The 20,328-nt window shown below is 68.9% G+C and carries 11 protein-coding genes; 5 read left to right on the top strand and 6 right to left on the bottom strand.

Going from position 1 to position 20,328, the window contains the following annotated elements; all coding sequences use genetic code 11:
• Positions 1-59: 59 nt before the first annotated feature.
• The 4 genes from FFS56_RS19170 to FFS56_RS19155 all read right to left on the bottom strand — a co-directional run bounded on the left by FFS56_RS19170 (position 60) and on the right by FFS56_RS19155 (position 7,416).
• Positions 60-1,802 (bottom strand): DUF11 domain-containing protein, encoded by a 1,743-nt coding sequence (locus FFS56_RS19170; protein WP_127011510.1) that lies wholly within the window; start codon positions 1,800-1,802, stop codon positions 60-62.
• A gap of 55 nt (positions 1,803-1,857) precedes the next feature.
• The gene (locus FFS56_RS19165; protein WP_164734062.1) at positions 1,858-3,966 is read right to left on the bottom strand and encodes a DUF11 domain-containing protein; all 2,109 of its coding nucleotides are present in this window, start codon (positions 3,964-3,966) and stop codon (positions 1,858-1,860) included.
• Positions 3,967-4,069: 103 nt separating this feature from the next.
• Entirely contained in the window at positions 4,070-5,515 is a 1,446-nt protein-coding gene (locus tag FFS56_RS19160) for a sigma-70 family RNA polymerase sigma factor (RefSeq protein ID WP_127011508.1), read from the bottom strand.
• Positions 5,516-5,616: 101 nt separating this feature from the next.
• Entirely contained in the window at positions 5,617-7,416 is a 1,800-nt protein-coding gene (locus FFS56_RS19155; protein ID WP_164734061.1) for a DUF5979 domain-containing protein, read from the bottom strand.
• A 576-nt stretch (positions 7,417-7,992) separates the two neighbouring features.
• Between FFS56_RS19155 and FFS56_RS19150 the strand changes: the two genes are divergently transcribed.
• From FFS56_RS19150 to FFS56_RS19140, 3 genes are all read left to right on the top strand, one after another.
• Positions 7,993-8,730 (top strand): GDSL-type esterase/lipase family protein, encoded by a 738-nt coding sequence (locus FFS56_RS19150; protein WP_137772294.1) that lies wholly within the window; start codon positions 7,993-7,995, stop codon positions 8,728-8,730.
• Positions 8,731-8,830: 100 nt separating this feature from the next.
• Positions 8,831-9,571 carry a peptidase E gene (locus FFS56_RS19145; RefSeq protein ID WP_046748121.1) on the top strand — a complete coding sequence of 247 codons (741 nt, stop codon included), beginning with the start codon at positions 8,831-8,833 and terminating at the stop codon, positions 9,569-9,571.
• Complete coding sequence (locus FFS56_RS19140; protein WP_058633065.1) at positions 9,568-10,923, top strand: anaerobic C4-dicarboxylate transporter family protein; 1,356 nt, start codon at positions 9,568-9,570, stop codon at positions 10,921-10,923. Before FFS56_RS19145 ends, FFS56_RS19140 begins: the two co-directional genes overlap by 4 nt.
• Here the strand turns inward: FFS56_RS19140 and FFS56_RS20995 are convergent.
• Positions 10,869-11,321, bottom strand: coding sequence for a hypothetical protein (locus tag FFS56_RS20995; RefSeq protein ID WP_349290500.1), 453 nt, complete (start codon positions 11,319-11,321; stop codon positions 10,869-10,871). The two genes, FFS56_RS19140 and FFS56_RS20995, sit on opposite strands and share 55 nt — an antisense overlap.
• Positions 11,322-11,370: 49 nt before the next feature.
• On the opposite strand from FFS56_RS20995, the gene FFS56_RS19130 reads away from it, so the two are divergent.
• Positions 11,371-12,270, top strand: a complete 900-nt coding sequence (locus tag FFS56_RS19130) for a threonine/serine exporter family protein (protein ID WP_164734060.1) — start codon at positions 11,371-11,373, stop codon at positions 12,268-12,270.
• Positions 12,271-12,396: 126 nt separating this feature from the next.
• The gene (locus FFS56_RS19125) at positions 12,397-14,910 is read left to right on the top strand and encodes a LuxR C-terminal-related transcriptional regulator (protein WP_137772295.1); all 2,514 of its coding nucleotides are present in this window, start codon (positions 12,397-12,399) and stop codon (positions 14,908-14,910) included.
• A gap of 75 nt (positions 14,911-14,985) precedes the next feature.
• Here the strand turns inward: FFS56_RS19125 and FFS56_RS19120 are convergent, their stop codons facing one another.
• Positions 14,986-20,181, bottom strand: coding sequence for an isopeptide-forming domain-containing fimbrial protein (locus FFS56_RS19120; RefSeq protein WP_127011503.1), 5,196 nt, complete (start codon positions 20,179-20,181; stop codon positions 14,986-14,988).
• Positions 20,182-20,328 lie beyond the last annotated feature (147 nt).

Genomic DNA, 20,328 nt, shown 5'->3' with positions numbered 1-20,328 from the left:
GACAGCAAGGAGAGGGCCGCCTCTCGGGCGACCCTCTCCTTGCTGTCTCCTCCCCGTCTTTAGCGAGCGCTGCCGTAGTAGGTGACACCCGGGAAGGCGAGGGCATCCCCGTCGCCGTTCCATACACCGGTGAAGGTGATCACGGCCGTCTCCCCGATGCCCAGCGGTCCCTTCCAGTCGATGTCGGTGCCGCTGACGGTCACGGTGCCGCGGGAAGCCGCGACGCTCGCGGAGCTCCACGAGGAGTCGTCCAGGATCTCGTCGATACCGTAGGCGATCTCGGCGTTCGCTGACGCGACGTTGCCGTTGTTCGCGAACTCCATCCGGTACGTGACCCGGTCGCCGGGCGCCGGGTTGGTCGGCGTGTAGTTGAACGTGTACTGGAAGAACTCCCGCTTGACCGTGTCGATGTCGTCGTCACACGCCTTCGACGCGTTCGATCCGACGACACACGCCTCGTTCCTCAGCGCACCGGGTGCCGCAGACTGGTTGACCTTGGCGTTCACCGTGAGCGTCACCGATTGCCCAGGAGCCAGGGCACCGAGGTTCGCGGTCACCGTGCGCCCTGTGGCGGTCACCGCGGTCCCCGCGGGCCCGCTTCCGGACACGAAGTCGAGCCCGCTGGGAAGCGGGTCGCTGACCACGACATTCTGCGCCGTGCCATCGCCGGTGTTCTTCACGACGATGTCGTAGGCGAGCGCCTGTCCGAGCGAGACCTCGCCCTGGCGGTCATCCTTGTCGATCGTCAGGCGGGGAGTCGTGGGCTTGCTGATGATGGTGTCGTCCTCGTCGCATGCCGTGTTCGACGACGTCGCCACGGCGCACGCCTTGTTGCGCAAGGTCCCGATCGGCGTCGAGGCGCCGACGGTGGCCTTGACGGTCAGCGTCGCCGTGGCGCCAGCGGCGAGGGTCGGAATCGTGCCTGCGATGCGCTGCCCCGTGATCGTGGCCTGGCCCGTCGTACCGGCTGCGTAGGCCGCCGAGACCGGGACGAGGCCAGCAGGCAGTTCATCACTGATGACGACGTTCGCGGCCGGAGCATTGCCGGTGTTCTTCACGACGATGTCGTAGGAGAGCTGATCACCGATGAGTGCTGCGTCTCGATGATCGTTCTTGTCCACCGTCAGCACCGGCTTCGCCGGCGGATTCACGTCGAGATCGATGCTGTGCAGGTCGCTGGGGACCTTGGTCCACTTCGGCACCAGTCCGAGGAACGCGCCCTGCGAGCGCATCGTGATCTGGAACTCGACCTTCGAGACCGTACCGTTGACCCGCACGGTGCCGTTCTTCGCGCCGAAGTCGGTGGAGGTGATCGTGGTGCCGGTGACGTCGAGATTGCCGCCGACCGAGCTCAGACTGACCCCCGGCGTCTTCAGGGTGTACTTCGCAGAGCTGCGCACGATCCCAGCGAGCGAGTAGACATCGCCTCCGAGGTTTCCGAGCTTGATCTTCGGGTTCGTCACAGGCTGCCCGAAGTTGATCACGACGGAGCCGCGAACACACTCGACCCCGTTCTTGCACGGGTAACCCTCGTTGAGGCCGATCACGTTGAGGCCCAGTTCACCGCCGTTGCGGACAGTGGCCAGGTCTACCGCGCCGCCCGAGCTCTTGACCTGCATCTGGTCGGTGACGGTGATGGTGGCCGTGGCTCCGGCCGCGGAGGCGGAGCGCGTGTCTCCCGAGCCGGTCCAGCCGTTGATGTCGGCCGCTGTGGCCGCCGGCGCGGCTGCGAGGGACCCGATCGCAAGGGCTGCGAGCAGGCCGCCGGCCAGGGCGCTTCGGCGGAAGGATGATCTCTTCACGTGTGAGTTTCTCTTTCTCTGGATGGGTGGTGTGGTCAGGCGCGATACCGCTCGATCAGGTCCGAGACCTGCGGCGCGCGCCGAGGAGCAACAGCAGGGCTCCTCCACCGAGGAGGAGGAACGCCGGGATGGCGAGCGCGAAGGTCGCCCCGGTCTGCGCCAGTCCCGCCGGGGCGGGTTCGATGATGACGGTCACGGCGCAAGACCAGTCGCTTCCCTCTTCGCAGGCGTGCGCGGCGGTGAGGGGTGGCAGCGCGGGCAAGTCAGGCGCAGTCGCGGGAAGCTCGATCCCCGCCTTCTTCGCAGACGAGCGCAGGGCATCGACCATCGTCTGGTCGTACGCGACAGTTGCGCGGTTGGTCACCTCACCCTTGGCACTCCGGGGCGCCTGCACCCGCAGCGTCATCGTCACGCTCTGCCCGGGAGGGATCTCGGGGACGAGCCAGCCCACTCTGTCTTTCACGGCGATGCCGCCCGTTGATGCCGCGACGAACTTCGCTCCATCCGGCAGGTCGTCGACGACCGGAATCTGCGTCGCTGCTCCCGGGCCCCGGTTGGTCACCGTGATCGTGTAGTCCAGGACGGCGCCCGCCTGCGCCGAGCGCTGCTTCACCGTCTTGTCGATCTCGAGCGATGCGAGTGCAGAGACCAGAGTCATCGCGCAGGCGTGCCGGACATCGTCGGGACACGGGGTGAGGATGGTCGGCTCGGGAGCCCCTGCCGGCGCCCCCGCAGGGTTCTCGACGGTGGCACGATTCACCAGCCGCGCCTCTTCCACACCGCCGGGAGCCTCGCCGGTCACGCGTAGCTCGACCGCTCCACCGGCCGGGATCTCCGGCACGGTCCAGCGAACAGCGCCGTCGGCGACGACACCGCCCTGGTCGGCGGAGACCCGGTCCAGCTGTGCAGGAAGCTGATCGATGACAGGGACATCGAACGCAGTGGCCGAGCCGGAGTTCGCGACGACCAGCGTGTATGAGAGAGCCTCCCCGTGACCGGCGACCTGCTTGTCCACCGTCTTCGACAGTGAGAGCGCCGGGAGCGCCGTCACGACCGTGAGAGCGCAGGCAGCCGCTGGATCGTCCGTGCACGGTGTGGAGTATGTGGGTGCAGGCGTGCCGACGGGGGCTTCACCCGAATTCTGCGCCACCACCCGATTCTCGAGAGTCGTAGCCCCGACGGAGCGATCGACGGTGCCCGTCACGTGAAGCTGTACCCGGTCACCGGCCGGGATGGTGTCGATCGTCCACATCACGCCCGAGCCTTCGACTCGTCCTTCGTGGTCGGCGCTGACACGGGTGAGGCCCGAGGGGAGAGCGTCTCTCACCGCGACGTCACGTGCATCCGCCGCGCCGGTGTTCCGCACGGTGATCGTGTAGTCCAGCTCATCGCCGGGCACGGCGGCGGCCCGATCCACGACCTTGGACACCGAAAGTGCCGAGAGGGGGTCCGGTGTCTCCGGGGTCGCCGTCGCGGTGACCGCGAAGGCGTAGCCGTCGAGCCCGGCCGTCTGAACGGGACTGAGCGCGAAACGGGCCGTATCGAACACGATGCGGGTGATCTTCGTTCCGGGGACGGTGAAGCTCCCGCATCCGCCCGGCCGATCCGCGGATGCGCAGTTGATCTTCACGTCCCCGCGGAAGTAGCCTTCGCCGCCGTCGGTGAAGGTCGCTCCCGCGGAGACGACCGCCGCGGTGGCTCCGCCGTCGGCGGAAGCGAAACGGAATCCGTCGGCTGCCGACCACCCGTTCCCCACTCCTCCGTTCCCCGCTCCGAACTCCGCGATATGGATCGCCGGGTCGTCGACGGGGCGATCGAACTCGATGGTGAGCTGGCCTTCACCGCACCGCTTGGCACTCCCGCAGTTCTGGCTGGAGTGGATGTTCAGCGCGGGCAGGACCTTCGCGGAGACCCCATCGGCGTACATCGCATCGGCACCGCTCCACGCCCCCAGCGTCTGACCCGCACCGCCGAAGATGCGGCCGCCCGCAGCGGAGATCGTCGCAGTCGCGACGGTGCCATCCGCGAGCACGAAAGTGCCGACCTTGGGGCCGACGATCGACGCGGACGCTGCCGTGGCGGCCGTTGCGGGCGCTGCGACCGCTGCGATGGTTCCCATGGCGAGCAGCATGCCGAGCATGAAGGCGCCAGTTCTTTTCCACATGACGTTAGATTCCTCACTCCAGACTTGGGGTCCGTGCGTCGATGAAGGCGCCGGACAGGAACGAGACGGGAGACCACGTCTCGCATTACGAAAACGATGGGAATCAATCCACGATGACGACCTCCGCAGATGCGGTGTCGGAGACGCCGGCGGCGTTGGACTGCGCGACGACGATGCTGATGGTGCTCCCCGACGGCCCGGCGAACGCGGCGACATCGAGGCTCGCCTGCCACGCGGCGTCGCTGGAACACACGCCGGCAGCGATGGTGAGGTCGTACACGGTGACCGTGATGTCCGCACCCGCCTCGCATCGGATGGACGCCGAGAACACCTCGGTACGTGAGACCTGGGTGGGGATGTCCACGATCACCGGGGCCGGGGGCACGGCGATCTGTGGTGGAGCAACGACCACGGGAGGCTCCGGCTTCGGGGGGTTCGCCTGCGCGGGCGGGCCCTCGGGCGTAGGGGCGGGAGTGCTCTCGACGGGCGTCGGCTCCGCAGTGGCACTCGGAACGACACGAGGGGTCGGTGAAGCGGTCGGCGGGACGGAAGCCACGACGCCCGCAGCGGGCTCTGCCGCGGGAACGGACAGCCCTGCGCTGAAGATGCTCCCGGCCGAGGCGATGACCCCGACCACGAGAGTCGCGAGTGCGACGGCGAAGACTCCACCGAAGGTCGACGACGTTGCCGCCAGGCCGGCTGCGGGGAGGGCCACGGTGACGGGCATCGGTGCGGCGCTCGCGGATGCCCCGTCCGAACCGAGAGCGCCCCCGGCGGACAGACCGGCTCCGATAGCGATACCACCGGGGAACAGGACCGAGAGCATCCTCGAGCCGGCCTGCTTCGCTTCGTGCGATCTGGCCCGACACTCCCCGCACTGCGAAAGGTGCACCTCGAGGCGATCGGCATCGCGTTCGGTCAGGCGGCGACGAGCATGGGCTCCGAGCTTGCCCAGCGTCCAATGGCAGTCCTTCGAGGCGGGCGGTGCCATCGAGAGGTGGGCGGCGATCCAGGCTTGACGCAGGCCTTCCCTGGCACGGAAAGCGAGCACCGCGGCTGCTCGCTCGGTGAGACCCAACCGCTGCCCTATCTCATGCATCGAGAGGTTCTCGACTTCGGCGAACCAGAGAACCTCCTGCCATCGCGACGGAAGCGCCAGGATCGCCCTCGAGACCAACGAGGCATCGAAGTCGGCGTCAGCCGCGCTTTCCGTGGTGCGGGGATCCTCCACCGACTCGATGTGCTCGATCGGAACCTCACGGCGAGACCGCGCCCAGCTGATGGCGAGGTTGCGCATCGTGGCGTACAGGTACGGCTTGAAAGCAGCCGTCGGGCCCTTCCCCGACTGGATCGCTTGGTAGATGCGGGTGAAGGACTCCGCGACGAGATCGTCAGAATCCGCCGACCACCAGTACGTGCGAGCGACCGCTCTGGCGGTCGGTGCGTACCGTTGCCAGAGTTCGGCATACGCACGCGAGTCGCCCGCCCGCGTGCGCGCCAGAAGCTCCACGTCCCTCTCGTGGGCTATGGCTGTGTGATCGTCGGTCATGGTGATCCCTCCCCCATGGAACTACCGGGCCGGGGCTCTACGCCCCGGCCCGGGTGAGACATCAGGGCCCGACGAGGTCAACGCCGCACCCGGATGTCGGTCTAGCGACGCGAGCGGAACCGTCGACCGACGACCAAGCTCGCTCCCGTGCCCAACAGCAGCACCGCGAGCAGCACCATCGACGTCGCCGCGTCGATGCCCGTGGAGGCGAGGCCCGACGGGGTAGCGGGCGACTTCGGCGGCGGAGTGGTCGCCGTCACGGGATTGATCACCGACACCGCGACCGTCTGATCTTGGACCGTGAACCGCTCCGGGCTGATGCGGGGAGCGCCCCAGGTGATGCCGTCGACCGTGTTCGGAGAGCGCTCACGGATCGTGACGTCGGCCCCCACAGGAAGCGCCGGGCTCGTGACGGGAGTACCGGCGATGAGAGTGAGCTCACCCGAGCCTGCGGAGAAACCCGGCCCGGCCGGATAGGAGTACTCGATCACGTACCGAGAGTCGGCAGGGACCGTTGCGGTGGCTGCCGATTCTCCGGCGAGCGTCTTCAGCGCGGAGAAGGACTGCGTCCGCAGGGTCGCCGTGTTGCTCAGAGACACCGCCGACGTGGAACCTGCACCGATGACGAAGCTCTGCGGCGAGAACTGCGGCTCGGCCCAATCGAGGTTCGCGGGGAGTCCGCCGAGCGATTCGGAGAGCTCGACCGCGCTTCCTGCCGGGAACATCGGGCTGGTCCACGTGCTCCCCGCCTGTACGGCGAACTCACCGGTGACGGCAGGGCGTCCGGGCGGGGTGACCTTGTACGTGCCGTGATAGGTCAGGTCGTCAAGGTTCGCTGTATCGCCGAGCAGACGCTTCGATATGGAGAACGCACCGACCGATGTGCCGCTGCCCGTTCCCGAACCGCCGTGCCGCGTGACCTGCGCGGTGGTGGGCGAGGTCTTCTCGGTGCCGACGGTGACCTCGGCCTCATTCGTGTACGTTCCCGCTGCGCCCCCGTCTGTGACCTTCGACAGGTACTCGACGTTGTAGAAGTACCCCTGGCTCGCGACGAACGTGACCGTGGTGCCGTCGGCCGACACCGTGTAGTCGCTGCTCGGCAGTCGCGTGAACGGGCCCGGAACCTGATAGCCGTTCGCGAGCGTCTCCAACGTGTTCGTCGCCCAGAGCGCAGGGTACTTCTCGCCGTTGGCCGCTTCAGGGATGAGAACCTGGTCGGCCCCCAGCAGGTCTTCGACGACCACGGTCTGCCCGCCTGTCATGCCACCGGGCCCAGCTCCTACAGCGACCTCCCAGACGATGGTATCCGTGGCGTTGTCGTACTCACCGCCCTTCGAGTTCGGACGCCCTGGGAACGAGCAGTTCTGCGAGCACGGGGAGGCAGGCGGCGTCACATCGACGGTGGCCCTGACAGTCCCGAAGTCGTAGTCCACGCTGGTCTGCTGGGTCACCTCGGTCGTGACGGTCGCCCAGAAGGAGAAGCTCCCGGAGAGGCCGATCGGATGAGTCGAAAGGTAGGCGCTGTCGAAATCGCAGGTGAGTTGCGTCTGCGTCGTCACACAGTCGCCGACCGTCGCGCCGTTGGCGTCGAGGAGCGGGAACGCGTCTTCGAGCCCCTGAAGGCCGTTCGGCAGGTCCACGACGAACCCCGCGGGCGCGGACGGGTTGTCCGGCAGGGACCAGGCACCGGTCAGCTCGGCCTTCGTGCCGCTCTGTATGGTGCTTTCCGTGAACTGCATCGAAGAGAGCGTCGCCTCCGTCGTATAGGGCGGCGCTGCGGATGCCGGCAGTGGCGCGACGGCCAGGCCGACGAGTCCGGCGAGCAGGGCGATGATCGCGGTGCCGCGTCGGGTCGGACGTCGCCCCCACGACGTCCGCGGTTGTGGCAGGTCGTTCAACATGATTCCTCCGGTGACAAAGAGCGACCGATCACGCATCGGCCACTTCGAGAACGAGACGCAGTAACCGCTGGGGCACTACGACCAGCTCGCCAGAACTGAGGAATCCGACAAACGGCACCGTGAAGATGTCCAAGCAGCGCACCGGACATCACGGCATCACGCCGGAAGCGGGTTGCACGACGGTGGGCTGTTCACCTGGAGTGTCCACGACGACGGCTCGGATCCGCACCGACAGTACGCGTTCGGCGGGTGTTTCTCGGCGGAGAACGGGGAGTGTATATCGACGTTCCGGAATACGTTCGAAGCCCGGACGTGCTGCGGGCTTCATGGGAGGTGTGCGGCGGGCCGGAGGGGAAGGGGGCCCGCCGCACGGGGGACCGGTTCTGGAGAAGGGGCGGCAGGGTGGGATCCCGCTGCCCGGGGCGACGGCTCCTCGCCGTACTCATTGCCCAACCGGACCCTGTCGAACAGGACAGCCATTCACGACATCCATTACGCGAGTTCCTAAGAATCATGTCTTGCGGCCTCTACCGCTCGATGCGCCTCATCCGCGCACGAATCGCTAGGCTCGGTGCCGTGCCGAACGTCGAGCCCTCCGCCCCCGCATCCGCCGCCTCCGACCTCCGCCGCATCTCCGCCGCACTCGCGGATCCCGCGCCCCTGAACTGGGTGATCACGGGTGTCTCGATCACGCACGGCCTGGTGCACACGCAGGGCGGCCGCAGCTATCCGGAGCACTTGCACGAGCTGATCCGCGGCGAGCTGGAGCGTGTGCGCGATGTGGTGATCAACACCGCGATCAGCGGCAATCGCATCGTCGACCTGCTCGATGACTGGGATCGTCGCATCGCGTCGTGGCGGCCCGATGTCGTCACCCTCATGATCGGCACGAACGACGCCTCCGACGGCGGGCCGCGCGAGGTCATCACGGCAGACGACTACGCGGCGTCCTTGCGCGACTTCGTCACCCGCGTGCGTGCTCTCGGCGCCGTCCCCGTCCTGCAGACACCGCCGGCGATCGACATCCGCAACGCTCCGGAACGGGCGCGCATCGGGGAATTCGCCGAAGCTGTACGCCAGGTCGCCGTGAGTGAGGACGTGATCCTCATCGACCAGTACGCCCGCTTCGCCGAGCTCGGCGCCGGCTCCGTGCCGTGGGGACTGATGAACGACCCGTTCCACCCGAACACGGAGGGTCACGCGGCTCTCGCCCTGGAACTCGCGCGCGGCCTCCGGATCCACCCGCAAGCACCGCGCGCACGCACCTTCGCACTCCTCGAGGGACTCGTCGCCACCGCTCGACTGAGCGGTTAGACCTCGCGGACGCCCTCACCCGCGGTGGACGAAAGACCGCTGGACGCGACGCTCGGCACCGCACTAGGTTGAGCGCATTCGCAGTCGGAGAGGTGGGGGCATGTCTCACGTGGTGGCAACCGGGGCCGGCAAGGCCATGATGGAGCGTCGGAACGACCCGACGCACGACTACATCCTCGGCCTCACCGGCAAGGAGAGACCGAGAGTCCTCTTCGTCGGCACGGCCACCGGCGACGACTCCGCCTACATCGTGAGCTTCTACTCCACGTACGATTCCGACAGGTGCGCGCCGCACCACCTCCCCCTGTTCCACCGCGCGGTCGACGACCTGGCCGGTTTCGTGAATGGCTTCGACGTGATCCACGTCGGCGGCGGCAACACCGCCAACATGCTCGACGTGTGGAAGCGCCAGGGCCTCGACGAGATCATGCGCGAGATGTGGGAGGACCCCGACTCGAACGTGGTGTTCACGGGCGGCAGTGCAGGAGGCATCTGCTGGTTCGAGGGCGGGACCACCGACAGCTACGGACCCACCCTGCAGGTGCTGCCGGAGGGACTCGGCTTCCTGCACGGCAGCTTCTGCCCGCACTACGACGCCGAGGACCAGCGGCGTCCCCTCTTCCACGCGTCCCTGCTCAGCGGAGAGCTCTCGACGGGGTACGCGGTCGGCAACCTGCAGTCGCTGCACTTCGAGAACTCCGAGTTCGTCACCGCGGTGAGCCCGGTCGACGATGCCCTCGCCCTTCGCGTGGAGGCCATAGGCGGGAAGATCGTCGAGACCGAGCTGCCCACCGAGGTGCTCAGAGGCGCTGCGCCCATCGTGAAGGGACCGTCGTCATGAACGACAACGTGTGGATCCTCGTCGCCGAACTCATCGTCGTCATCCTCGCGATCTTCATGGGGACCCGCACGAGCGGGATCGGTCTGGGCGTCTGGGGGCTCGTCGGCGTCGCCGTGCTCGTCTTCGTCTTCGGCGAAGCACCGGGCAACGCCCCGGTCGACGCGGTCTTCATCGTCATCACGGTCATCACGGCGGCATCGACCATGCAGGCGGCCGGCGGCATCGACTGGATGGTGTCGGTCGCGGCGAAGGTGATCAGACGCCGACCCCGATCGGTGGTCTTCCTCGCCCCGGCGATGTCGTTCCTGTTCACCGTCGGCGCCGGAACGGGCAACATCTTCTACCCGCTGCTACCGGTCATCTACGACGTCTCATACCAGCAGAAGATCCGCCCGGAGCGGGCGCTCTCGGTGTCGGCCGTGGCCTCGCAGGTCGGCATCCTGTGCTCTCCCGTGTCCGCCGCGACCGCCTCGATGGTGGTGCTGCTCGCCCCGCAGGGCGTCGACCTCGGCGGACTGCTGCTGATCATGTGGCCCGCCTCCATCGTCGGCCTCTTCGTGGCGGCACTCGTGATGATGCGCCACGGCAAAGACCTGGAAGACGACCCCGAGTTCCAGAAGCGCCTCGCCGATCACCAGATCAAGCCGCCGGAGACCGACGCGCACGAGAAAAAGCTGCCTCCCACCGCGGTGCTCTCGGCCTCGCTGTTCCTCGCCGGCGTCGCTGTGATCGTGCTCTTCGGCCTGTTCGAGAACCTGCGTCCGGTCATCGGGACCGATGACGCCGGCGATCCGGTGCGCCTCAGCGTCACGGTCATCATCGAGGTCGTGATGGGCATCATCGCCGCCCTGATCTTCGTCTTCTGCAAGGTCAAGGCAGCAGATGTGCCCAAGCAGCCGACGTTTCCCGCCGGTATCGTCGGAGCGATCGCCCTGTTCGGCATCGCCTGGCTGGCGAACACCTTCGTCGCCGCGAACCAGACCCTCATCGTCGACGGCCTCGGCTCCGTGGTCTCCGGCTCGTCGGCGTTCCTCGGTGCATTGCTGTTCGCACTCGCCCTCTTCGCGGTCGCCATGCTCACGACGAGCCAGTCGAGCGCGACGAACGCGATCGTGCCGATCGGCATCACGATCGGCCTCCCCGCCTCCCTCCTGGTGGGCCTGTGGCCGGCGGCGATGGGCATCTACACCCTGCCGGCCAACGGCAGCCAGGTGGCCACCGTCGCGTTCGACCAGACGGGCACGACCAAGATGGGCAAGTTCGTCTTCGACCACTCGTTCCAGCTGCCGAACCTCATCTACGTGGCTGTGGCGATCATCGTCGGCGTGCCGCTCTCGTTCCTGTTCACCTGAGCCGAGCGGCCGGCCACGACATGACCGACGGCCTCGACCGGGCGACGCTCCGGCAGTTCCTGCTGGGGCTGGCGCAGGGCATGAACGCCTCCGCCGAGTCGGTCGACCGCATCCGCGACGTCATCGCAGAGGTGGCGAGGGCCTATGGGGGCGACGACGCCGACTTCGTGGTGCTGCCGACGATCATCCTCATCGAGAGCGGCGAGTCCGATGAGTCGCGCGTCGCGATCCGCTCGGCGACGAATGCCTCGTTCCGTTTCGATCAGATCGCCGCCCTGTACGAGCTGATCGCCCAGGCGAAGACCGGCTCGGTCACCCCGCTCGACGGCATCAGACGCCTGAACGAGATCGGCGCGATGCGCCCGCGGCTCGGCTGGATCACCCGCACGTTCGGGCATGCGGTGCTGACGACAGGGCTCTCTCCTGCTCGCCCCCACGTGGCAGGGCGTGATCGTCGCGTTCGTGCTCGGAGCGCTGATCGGATTGCTGAAGCTGGTCCGCTCCCCGACGCTGCAGCTGATCATGCCGGTGGTCGCGGCGTTCGTGTGCGCCACCGCGGTCTTCCTCCTGGCCGAGGTGATCGAGATCGGCGATCCGATCCGCCTGCTCATCGCCCCGCTGGTCACCTTCCTGCCCGGCGGCGTGCTGACGAGCGCCACCGTGGAGCTGGCAGCGGGGCAGATGATCTCCGGCGCCTCACGCCTGGTCTACGGCTTCGTGCAGCTGGCGCTGCTGGCGTTCGGCATCCTCGCCGCCGGCACCGTCGTGGGAGTCGACTCGTCCTCGTACGAAGCTCTCGACGGGGGCTCGCCGCTCCCGTGGTGGGTGGCGCTCATCGGAATCCTCGTGTTCGCGCTCGGGAACTATCTGCATTTCTCCGCGCCGCCATCGACCTTCGGGTGGGTCCTTCTCGCGCTCGTCGTCGCCTACACGGGCCAGTGGGCCGGCACCGAGTTCGTGGGCGCGACGGTCGGCGGGTTCGTCGGCGCCGTCGCGATGACCCCCGTCGTGCTGTGGATCGCGACCCTCCGCCACGGAGCACCGTCGCAGCTCACCTTCCTCCCGGCCTTCTGGCTGCTGGTCCCCGGGGCTGCCGGGCTCGTCGGGCTCACGGAGGCGGTCGCGACCGACGGTGGACTCTCCGACTTCACCACGGCGCTGGTCTCGGTCATGTCGATCGCGCTCGGCGTGCTCATCGGCACCGCGCTGTACCGTGTCGTGCACCACGGCGCCGAGGAGATCGTGCAGTTCGCCGTCGCCCTTCCCTCCGCCTCGGACGAGAGCGCCCCTGCTCCGAACCTGTGGTCGCGGATCACGGCGCCCTGGCGCCGGAACGGTCACCGCTGACGGTCACGGACACGCTCCCCTCGCCCGGCATCGCTCGTCTCTGCGTTCGTCGCTGTCCCGGCGGGCGTCGCTTGTCCGTCCGGGATTTCGGCATATCGTAGAGGGGGGGACCTGGGGAGGTACGGGGTGTCGGCATTTGTCGCGCAGGGGGACGGACATATACCGCGAGTATCGGCGCACGCCATCAGGCGTCCGCGACTGAGCGCCGCGTTCGAGACCGAGACGCCCCTCACACTCATCCGCTCGGCGTCCGGCTCCGGCAAGACCACGGCCCTGGTGGACTGGGCGGCCACCACATCCGCCCACGTCGTATGGCTGACCGTGACGCCGGCGATCACGAGGAGTCAGGCACTCGCCGGAGCGCTGCTGCGCGTCCTGCCCGGAGCCGACCGGCGGGACGACGGCGACGAGGGCTGGGCCGCCGTGGCCGCGCGCCTGCACGAGGCTGAGGGCCACCTGGTCGTGGTGCTCGACGATGCTGCCGCCGTCGAGCGCGATGGCGCGTTCGCGCTGTGTCGCGCCATCGGTGCCGCTGCCCGCACCCGTCTGATCGTCGCCACGAATCGGCCGAGCCCCTTCGACAGCGAGGGCCTCGACCTCTTGATCGACACGACGCTCGTCGCTCCCGAAGACCTCATGTTCGATGATGAGGAGATCCGTCGCGCGCTCGACGTCGACGAGGACACGGCGGCTGCGACACGAGAGGCGACAGGAGGATTCCCCGCGCTCATCCGCGCCCTGGCGCTGCGGGGGACCGGCATGGATGCCGCGTCCTTGCGAGCCGCCACCACGGTGATCGAGGACTACCTGCAGGACAGGCTCGCCGAGTGCGGCTTCGACCCGCAGGCGCTTCGAGGCATGCTCCGGATCAGCGTCACCGATTCCGTCGACGTTCCGCTCGCCACGGCGCTCACCGGCGATCCGGACATCGTGAGGGCGCTGGACCAGGCTGAGATGTTCGGTTTCGGCCGCTGGGCTGCCGACGGCCGCAGCTCGTTCGAGCTCACGCCCCTGACGCGCGGGATGCTGCGCCGCGAGCTCCGCGCAGTCCTCCCGGACGAGGTCCCCGGGCTGAGGCGTATCGCCGCGGAGGGTGCCGTGCGCCGTGACCTGCCCCTCGAAGGACTGCGGCTCGCCGTGGAGGGCGACGACCTGCGTCTGGCGACCCACGTCACGATGTCGGGGTGGAACCGACTGCTGCACCGAGATCGGAACGGTGTCGTCGAACTGCTCGGCGACGTACCGGTGGCACGGCTGAAGCAGGAGCCGCTGGTGGCCATGCTGCTCGGGATGTGCCTGAAGCCCAGCCGCCTGCGGCGCCAGCGCGGACTCCAGCTGCTGCGCATCGCGGTGGCGGCCGCGAACGCCCGACGGACCACGCTCTCGGCCACGGAGCGGATCTTCATCTGGGCGGCCGAGAGTGCGTCGCTGCGCGCCATCGGACGACCTGAGCGCGCCGCACAGGTGGCAGCCCGATCTCTGGCCCTGTTCAACGAGACCCCGGAATCGCAGTGGCAGCAGTACGCCCGCGACATGCCGCTGCTGTGCACGCACCTGGGTATCTCCCTCTACTACGGCGGGCAGCAGGAGGAGGCCATCCACCTCTGGGAGCAGGCCACCGCCCTCGCCGCCGCGCACGGGGGCAGCAACGCCTTCCACGGCATCTGCCTCCTCGCCGGCGTGCACGCCCTGAACGGAGACCTCCCCGAGGCCAGGCACTACGTCTCCCTGATCAGAGCCGGCGACTGGGACCCGGCGCTGCTCGACAGCTATCGAGGCACGTTCTACCGTGTGGCCGAGGCCATGCTGGCGGTGGAGGACGGCGATCTCGCTGCCGCGAAGCAGCACATCAGGTACTTCGAGCCGTACCGCGCGACCAGCGAGCACTGGACGACGATGGCCTCCGTCGAGGCATGGATCGCTCTGCACGAGGGCGATGCCGCCGCGGGATTGGAGCGCCTGGAGTCGTTCGCGCGTCTGCGGGGCAAGGAGGCCGGTGCACCGCACGTGCGCCAGGCACTGTCGCGCCCCCGGATCCTCCTCCATCTCGCCCTCGGCGACGTGAACGCGGCCAAGGCCGTGGTGCAACGAGATGCGATCCCCGACCGCTTCGCGACCGTCCTGAAGCGGGCACGCCTGGCCCTCATCGACGGCAAGGCGGCCGACGTGGTCCGGCTTCTGGGACAGACCCGCCTGCGCCCCACGAACGCCAGGGAACGCGCAGAGGCCTCGGCAGTGCAGAGCGCCGCCCTGCACCGGGTGTCGCCGGCGGCCGCGCAACCGTCGAGCGAGGCGCTGAACGCCCAACTCGCCGATCGGGGCCTCACCACTCCCCTCGTGCTGCTGAGCGCGGAGGACTTCGGCACGGTGCGAGCCGACCTCGACCCGACCGGCCGTGGGACGTTCCCACTGCGATCCGCGCTGCCGTCATTCGCGACCCGACCCCGCCTGTCGTCACGCGAGCAGGTCGTGCTGCGCGCCCTCACCTCCGGCGCATCTCTTCCTGCGATCGCCCTGGAGCTGCGCGTCTCGCAGAACACCCTCAAGACACAGCTCCGCAGCATCTACCGCAAGCTCGGCGCGCACGACCGCACCGAAGCGGTGGAGCAGGCGGCGCGTCACGGTCTCCTGCCGGAGTAAGCGCAGACCCTTCCGGGGAAGACACGGAAGGCCCCGCCCGTCGAGTTCGACGGGCGGGGCCTTCTTTCATGACCGTCAGGCCTGGGAGCGGCGTCGACGCAGGATCAGCAGCACGGCACCGCAGAGCAGCAGAGCGATCGCAAGACCCAGCACCCAGGGCGCGAGGATTCCACCGGTGAGCGCGAGCGGCGTCAGCACCGGGTTCTCGGTCGTGCTGGGCGGCGGCGTGATCGTCCCACCGCCGGGAGGGGTGGCCGTGCCCACAGCCGCGTTACGGAGAGTCGCACCCGCCGCGTTCGCATGCACGGTCACGGAGTAGGTGATCGTCACGCTCTCACCCTCGGCGAGGCTGCCCGTCCAGCGCAGCTGCGTACCGTCGACCACGGGTGCTGCCACCGTCCGCTCGCCGACGACCGCGGTCGCACCGGGCTTCAGATCGGCGTGCGACAGCACTCCGGAGAGGTCGTCTGTGATGACGACGTCGTCCAGCCCCGTCTCGCCCGTGTTGGTGCCGACGAGCGTGTACGTGACGGTGCTTCCCGTGGCGACCGCCGTGCCCGATCCCGGGTTCGCGGTCTTGAGGAACGCGAAGCCGGGGGTGCCGACAGGGTTCTCGGTCGTCACGGGCGGAGGCGTGAGCTCGCCGCCGCCAGGCGGTGTGGCGGTACCTGCGACCTTGTTCGCGATCGTCGCACCGCCCGCGTCGCCGTTCACGGTCACCGAGTAGGTGATCGTGACGCGCTGCCCGATGGCGAGGGCACCCGTCCAGGTGAGCTCGTCGCCGTTCACGACAGGAGCGGGTGCGGATCCGTCGACCACGGTCGCCGTCGCGTCGCCGTTGTAGGCGGCGTGGTCGAGCACGCCGGACAGGTCGTCGCTGATGCGCACGGGATCCAGCGCCGTCTCACCGGTGTTCACGCCGGTCACCGTGTAGGTGATGACGCTGCCGGGGTCGACCCTGGTGCCCGAGGCGGGATCGGCCGACTTGCGCAGCTCGAAGCCGGGCTCGTTGACCGGGTGCTCCGTCGTCGCCGGGGGCGTCTCGATCGGCGGCACGCCGCCCGGCGGGGTCGCCGAGCCTGATGCCGAGTTCTCGATGATGGTGCCGCCGGCGTCCGCCTTCACTGTCACCGTGTAGGTGAGCGTGACGGTCTCGCCGATCTGGAGCGCGCCCGTCCAGGACAGACGCTCACCGGTGACGGCGGGTGCCGTCGCCTCAGTGTTCCCGATCCTGGCCGTCGCATCGCCGTTGTAGTCGGCGTGCGCGAGCACACCGGAGAGGTCGTCCGTGATGGCGACGGGGTCGAGCACGGTCTCGCCGGTGTTCACGCCCGTCACGGTGTACGTGATGACGCTGCCGGGGTCGACCGCCGTGCCCGCTGCCGGGTCGGCGCTCTTCGACACCGAGAATCCGGGCACGTTCACGGCGTTCGTCGTGGTGCCGGGCGGCGGGGTGATCTCCTCGCCTCCCGGCGGGGTCGCCGTCGCCGTCGCACTGTTCTCGATCACGGAGCCGACGCCTTCGGCCTTCACTGTCACGGAATAGGTGACGGTGACGGTCTGACCGACCGCGAGGGCGCCCGACCAGCTGAGCTTCGCGGCGTCGAACGCCACTGCTCCTGCCGGTGCTCCGGCGACGACCGCGGCGGCATCCTCGTTGTAGGACGCGTAGGGCAGCACCTTTGACAGGTCGTCCGCGATCGCGACCGGGTCGAGCACCGTCTGACCGGTGTTCACGCCGGTCAGCGTGTAGGTGATCACGTCGCCGGGGTCCACTGCCGTTCCCGCGACGGGGTCGGCCGTCTTGGCGAACGTGAATCCGGGCTGGTTGACCGGGTGCTCGGTGGTCGCCGGCGGGGGCGTGATCGGCGTGCCAGGGGTGGTCGGGCTCTCCGGGTCGCTCGGATCCGTGGGGATCAGCGGTGTCGCCGTGCCGGTCACGGTGTTGGCGATCGTCTCGCCACCCGCATTCGCGTCGACAGTCACCGAGTAGGTGATGACCACGTTCTGTCCGGGGCGCAGCGTGCCGCTCCAGGACAGCGCCCCGTCGGCCACGCGGGCGTCGCCACGGCTGGCCGAGACGTCGTCGTTGTAGGCCGCGTGAGCCAGCGCGGGGCGCAGGTCATCGGCGATCGAGACGGGATCGAGGACGGTGTCGCCCGTGTTCGTGCCCGTGACGGTGTAGGTGATCACGCTGCCAGGGTCGACACGCGTGCCCGTCGCCGGGTCGGCCGACTTCGACACCGTGAAACCGGGGGTGGCGACCGGGTGCTCCGTGGTGGAGGGCGGGGGCGTCACCGGGGTGCCCGGCGTGGTCGGGCTCTCGGGGTCGGTCGGGTCGGTCGGGATGAGAGGGGTGCCCTCACCCGTGACGGTGTTGCGCAGCAGCACGCCGGTCGCATCGGCGTCGACCGTCACCGTGTAGGTGATGTCGACGCGAGTGCCGGGTGCGAGCGCTCCGTTCCAGGTGAGCGTCGTGCCGACGACGGCGACCGCGCCGGCGGAGGCCGTCACATCGCCGTTGTACTGTGCGTGCGCCAGGACGGCGGACAGGTCGTCGACGATCGTCGCGGGGTCGAGTGCGGTGTTGCCCGTGTTGACACCGGAGATCGTGTAGGTGATGGTGTCACCCGCGCGCACGGCGGTGCCGGAGGCGGGATCGGCGGACTTCGTCACCTCGAAGCCGGTGTCCACCACCGGGTGGTTCGTCTCCACGGCGGGAGGGACGATCGGCGTGCCAGGAGTCGTGGGACCGTCGGGGTCGCTCGGGTCGACCGGGATGCGCGGCGTGGCCGTGCCGGTGGCGGTGTTGTGAAGCAGCGCCTTCTGGACATCGGCGTCGACCGTGACGGTGTAGCGGATGACGACGGACTCGCCGCGCGGAACGGCGCCGGTCCAGGTGAGCGTGGTGCCGGACACGGCGACGGAGCCGCGGTCGGCGGTGACGTCGTCGTTGTAGGCGGCGCTGTCGAGCACACCGGACAGGTCGTCGACGATCTTCGCCGGGTCGAGGTCGGTGTCACCCGTGTTGGTACCGGTGATGGTGTACGTGATGGTGTCGCCCGCGGACACGGCCGTGCCCGACGCGGGGTCGGCGGACTTGCTGATCGTGAAGCCGGAGCCGACGACCGGGTGCTCGGTGGTCGTCGTCGGCGGGACGATCGGCTCTCCCGGCACCTGCGGGCCCTCGGGGTCACCGGGCTTCGGGGTGGTCGGCGTCGCCGTGCCGCTGACGGTGTTCTTCAGGATCTTGCCGGAGGTCTCCGGTCCGACGGTCACGGAGTACGTGATGGTCACGGCCTGTCCCGGCTGCAGCGCGCCGGTCCAGGAGAGGGCGTTCCCGTTGATCGTCGCCGCCCCAGAGGTCACGGGGGCACCGCCGACGGTGGTCGCGATGTCGGAGTTGTAGGCGGCGTGAGCCAGCACACCCGACAGGTCGTCGGCGATCGATGCCGGGTTCAGGACGGTGGCGCCGGTGTTGGTTCCGGTGACCGTGTAGGTGATGACCTGACCGGGCTCAACGACGGTGCCCGATGCCGGGTCGGCCGTCTTGACCACCGTGTACCCCGCCACGGGGTGCTCGGTCGTGACGGTCGGCGGAGTGGGCGGGGGAAGGGTGCCCGGCGGGGTGCCGGAGGCGGTGACGCTGTTGGCGATCCGCTCTCCCTCTGCGCCCTCGTCGACGATCACCGAATAGGTGATGGTGACCACCTGTCCGGGCTCGAGCACGCCGGTCCAGGCGAGGTCGTCGCCGGTGACGGTCGCGGCGCCGGAGGTGACGGTCGTTCCGTCGATCTTCGTGGCGATGTCGCCCTGGTAGGTCGCAGACGTGAACACACCGGAGAGGTCGTCGGCCACCTGCACGGGGTCGAGACGCGTGTTGCCGGTGTTCTCCGCCTCGACCGTGTAGGTGATGCGCTGGCCGGCGTGCACGGCCGCCCCCGGGGCGGGGTCGGAGGTCTTGCGCAGTGCCAGATCCGGAGCGAGGCGCACGTTGGTGAACGTGCACGTGACGTCGGTGCCGAGCGATCCGGCGGGCTGAGTCACCTGACCGTCGGCCGTCACGGCGACCGGCACCGTCGAACCGTCGGGATTGACCTGCACGCAGTCGAGGGATTCGGCGTACCTCGTACGATCCGTCGTGCCGGATGCCGCCTCGCTCAGTCGGAACACGTCGCCCTGGTTGGTGAACACGGGGCCCGCGTAGTCGGGCTGCAGTCCGGTGCGCTCACCGCGCGTGACGGCGTCGGTCTGGGGGACCTGGTACCCGGCGGGCGACTGCACGCGCAGGGCGAACTGATCCGTGGCGAGGTGGCGCCCCTCCGGGAGGTCCTTCTTCAGCGTGAGCGTGTTCGGGAACGTGCAGCTCGCCATGTCGGTGGGCTGGAACGTGCCGAGCGACGTCGTGTTGACCGTCTCGCCACGGGGCAGGTCGACCTCGATGATGCGGTTTCCGCCGCCCGAGACCGAGACGAAGATGTGGCCGAGGTTTCCGAACGCGATGCCGTTGCCCTGGACGCCGGCGCCCATGTCATGCACCTGCTTGGCGTCGATCGTGGCGGTGCTCGGGGTGAGCGAGGTGGGCAGGTCGGAGGAGTAGATGAAGTTGTCTGCCACGAGCACGAGCTGACCCGAGGCGCTGAACGCCATGTCCCCGTTCGCGCCGAAGGCACTGCTGCCCGCGGTCGGGCGGAGCGTTCCGACCTGGACGAAGGTCTGCGGGGTGACGTTCTCTTCCCACGCGTAGAGGTTGATGGCGCCGTTCACCGTGCCGCTGGCGAAGTAGTAGACACCCGTGACCGGGTGCACGGCGCCGCGGAGCACGGACGAGTTCAGCGAGAACGTGGTGCGGGTCGTGGTGTCGGTCACGCGATCGTGCTTGGCGAGGGTCTTGGTGCCGGCGGCGTTGGTGACGGTGTACGCGTAGCGGCCGTTCGAGGAGATGCCGAGGGCGTTGTTGGAGTGGTCGACGCCGAGCGTGCTGGCACCGAGCGTTCCACCGTTGCCGGGTGTGCCCTGCTCGTTCACGACGAATTCGCGCACCTCGGTGGCGCTCTGCACGTACACCGCTCCCGGCGTGCAGAGGAACGGGTCGGCCGCGGCCGCGGGAGCGGCGGTCAGCGTTCCACCGATGAAGACCATCGACGAGGCGACGAGCGCCGTGCTGACGGCGCCCCCGATCAGCTTCTTCGCGCGGCCCCGCCAGCGGCTGAGCCGCTCGGACGGAAGGCCATCGGATGTGCGGTCCTTGCGGGCAACACGGAATCCCATGACTGTCTCCCCATTCATCGCTTCGCCGCTGCGCGTTCGCGCACGGAAGCCCCCGCCCCCTCAGGCGACCGCCGAGCACCATTCGGGCATGGTGAACTCGGTCCGGGCCACCGCCAGCCTGGCGTGGGCGCGAGGTCCGTTCCGGGC

It is taken from the genome of Microbacterium sp. Beta, assembly GCF_005502545.1.
In the GTDB taxonomy this organism is placed as follows: Bacteria; Actinomycetota; Actinomycetes; order Actinomycetales; family Microbacteriaceae; genus Microbacterium; species Microbacterium oxydans.
This window is presented reverse-complemented; position numbering and strand designations above follow the sequence as displayed.